Genomic DNA, 1,629 nt, shown 5'->3' on the forward strand with positions numbered 1-1,629 from the left:
GCACTATGAGTGGGCGCATGCCCACTCGTCAACGGGCGAGCGCGTTCGGGGAACGTCGCGCGCCCCTGCGTCAACACGCCTCCTCGATGGAGGGGTGCGCGCTCACTCGCCCCGGGTGAGGTGGTCCTGGGCGAGGTCGTCCCGCACAGAAAGGCGGATGCACGTATGCCGACCGGGGTAGCCCTGCGTGACGCGCGCGAACAGCTCTTCGCCGCCGCCGAACGCGTCCTGCTGCGGGACGGGCCGAACGCGCTGACCAGCCGGGCGGTCACCATGGAGGCGGGCTGCGCCAAGGGGGTCCTGCACCGGCACTTCGCCGACTTCGACGACTTCCTCGCCGAGCTCGTGCGGGACCGGATCGCCCGGCTCGACGTCCAGGCCGCCGCCCTGCGCGAGTCCGCCGGAACGGGCACCGTCGACGGCAACCTCACCACCGCGCTGGCCGACGTGTTCGGGCCCCTGGCCCTGGGAATCCTCGGCCTCGTCATCGCCCGGGACGCCCTGCGCGCCCGGCTGCGGGCCACCACGCCGACCGGCCTGCCCGTGCTGACCGAGGCCGCGGCCATGATCGCTTCCTACCTCCGCGCGGAGCGCCAGCTGGGCCGCATCGCGCCGGACGCCGACGTCGACACGCTCGCGCTCACGCTGATCGGGACCGGTCATCTGCTCTTCGCGGGCCGGGAGGGCGCGGCACCCGATCCGGAGGGCGTCCGCCGGACCGTGAGCTCGGTCGTCGCCGGTGCCGTACGCGAGGCGTAGTCGCCGGGGTGGGACGGGCCGCGTGGGCGTCGTGACGGGCCCGGGAATGCGGACGCGGGACGCGCTGTTACAGCTCACGTAACTGATTGGCATGCGCGAGTCAAGGCCCGCGCATGGTGGGCGAAGGAGGACCTCATGGCACGCAGCACCGCGCGCCCCGTCGTCACGCTGAAGTCGACGGCCGGGACCGGCGCCACGTACGTGACGCGCAAGAACCGCGGAAACGACCCCGACCGGCTCGTCCTGCGCAAGTACGACCCGCTGGCGGGGAAGCACGTCGCGTTCCGGGAGGAGCGCTGACCCCACGCCGGGCGCAGCAGGCAGACGTACCCGGCGTATCCGCAGACGCACCTGCCGTAACCGAGGAGGGAACCCCATGAGGCCCGACATTCACCCCGAGTCCCGTCCCGTCGTCTTCCGGGACCGTGCCGCGGGCGTCGCCTTTCTGACGCGATCGACCGCACGGTTGGCCAAGACGATCGAGTGGGAGGACGGTGCGGTCCACCCGGTGATCGACGTCGAGATCTCGTCGGCGAGCCACCCGTTCCACACCGGGACCTCACGGGTCCTGGACACCGCCGGCCGGGTCGAGCGCTTCGAGCGCCGCTACGGCCGCGCCGCGCCGAACCGGCACTGAACGCCGGAGCGCGACGAGTCCGGCAGGAGGAGAACAGAGCCATGAAGGTACGCAAGTCGCTGCGTTCGCTGAAGTCCAAGCCCGGGGCCCAGGTGGTCCGTAGGCGCGGGGTGGTCTTCGTCGTGAACAAGAAGAACCCGCGCCTCAAGGCCCGCCAGGGCTGACGGCGCACCAGGGAAATCCCCGGAGTCGGGCGGAGCAGGGGGAAGTCGTCCGGGGGCGCCCGCGCGGGG

The 1,629-nt window shown here is 72.4% G+C and carries 4 protein-coding genes; all 4 read left to right on the plus strand.

Annotated elements, in window-relative coordinates:
- The first annotated feature begins 165 nt into the window (after nt 1-165).
- A complete protein-coding gene (locus ACFWBT_RS42870) occupies nt 166-759 on the plus strand; it encodes a TetR/AcrR family transcriptional regulator (protein ID WP_385710234.1) in 594 nt (197 codons plus the stop codon).
- A gap of 135 nt (nt 760-894) precedes the next feature.
- Nucleotides 895-1,059, plus strand: coding sequence for a 50S ribosomal protein L33 (rpmG, locus tag ACFWBT_RS42875; protein ID WP_266764526.1), 165 nt, complete (start codon nt 895-897; stop codon nt 1,057-1,059).
- Nucleotides 1,060-1,135: 76 nt separating this feature from the next.
- Nucleotides 1,136-1,396 carry a type B 50S ribosomal protein L31 gene (locus tag ACFWBT_RS42880; protein WP_385710238.1) on the plus strand — a complete coding sequence of 87 codons (261 nt, stop codon included), beginning with the start codon at nt 1,136-1,138 and terminating at the stop codon, nt 1,394-1,396.
- Nucleotides 1,397-1,437: 41 nt separating this feature from the next.
- Nucleotides 1,438-1,560, plus strand: a complete 123-nt coding sequence (gene ykgO / locus ACFWBT_RS42885) for a type B 50S ribosomal protein L36 (protein WP_037617513.1) — start codon at nt 1,438-1,440, stop codon at nt 1,558-1,560.
- Nucleotides 1,561-1,629: the final 69 nt, after the last annotated feature.

The organism is Streptomyces sp. NPDC060027, assembly GCF_042737005.1.
Taxonomy (GTDB): domain Bacteria; phylum Actinomycetota; class Actinomycetes; order Streptomycetales; family Streptomycetaceae; genus Streptomyces.